This is a genomic window from Dietzia sp. IN118 (assembly GCF_032905965.1).
Lineage (GTDB): Bacteria > Actinomycetota > Actinomycetes > Mycobacteriales > Mycobacteriaceae > Dietzia > Dietzia kunjamensis.
In genome coordinates, this window is record NZ_JAUMSR010000029.1 from 1 (window position 1) to 699 (window position 699).

1 protein-coding gene is annotated in these 699 nt (G+C 60.4%); it reads left to right on the forward strand.

All coding sequences use genetic code 11. The annotated features are described in order from the left end of the window. Positions 1 to 101 precede the first annotated feature (101 nt). A complete protein-coding gene (locus Q2K20_RS18135; protein ID WP_269505613.1) occupies positions 102 to 509 on the forward strand; it encodes a four-helix bundle copper-binding protein in 408 nt (135 codons plus the stop codon). Positions 510 to 699 lie beyond the last annotated feature (190 nt).

The following is a 699-nucleotide window of genomic DNA, read 5'->3' on the forward strand; positions in this document are numbered from 1 at the left end:
TACTACAATAGGGCCCGACGACATTCCACACTGGGCTATTTGACACCAGCCGAGTTTGAACTAGGATTCAGAGACATATACGAACTCGCCGCTTAATTGCAGTGGCCACTTTAGCGGGAACACTCCAAACCCACCCCAACGACGCTTCCGGCATAGACGTGCAGAAGCTTGCCGACTGCATCGCCGCGTGTCTCGAATGCGCACAGACTTGCACCTCGTGCGCTGACGCCTGCCTGGCCGAAGAGATGGTCGCAGACCTACGGAACTGCATTCGCCTCAACCTTGACTGCGCCGATCTCTGCGCAACCACTGGCAAAATCCTCAGCCGTCGCACCGGGCAGAACCTAGCCACGGTCAAAACCACGCTCGAGGCATGCCGGACAGCATGCGCAGAATGTGCCACCGAGTGTAAGAAGCACGAGGACATGCACGAGCATTGTCGAGTCTGCGCCGAAGCCTGCCGCAAATGCGAACAGGCCTGCACCGAACTCCTGTCCGCGATCAGCTAACGATCAATGCCCGGCCTGGTCGGTCGTACGACAATCGACCAGGCTGGGCCACCCGCCGATATCCGGCTCTTCGCATCTAAGTGTGGGGTCAGGTCCGTAGCCCGCCGGCGATGAGGAGCATCCGCAGGCGGTAGTTGTCGCGGTTGCGGTAGCCGCGGGCCAGGCGCCGGTGGAGTTCGATGAGGCCGTT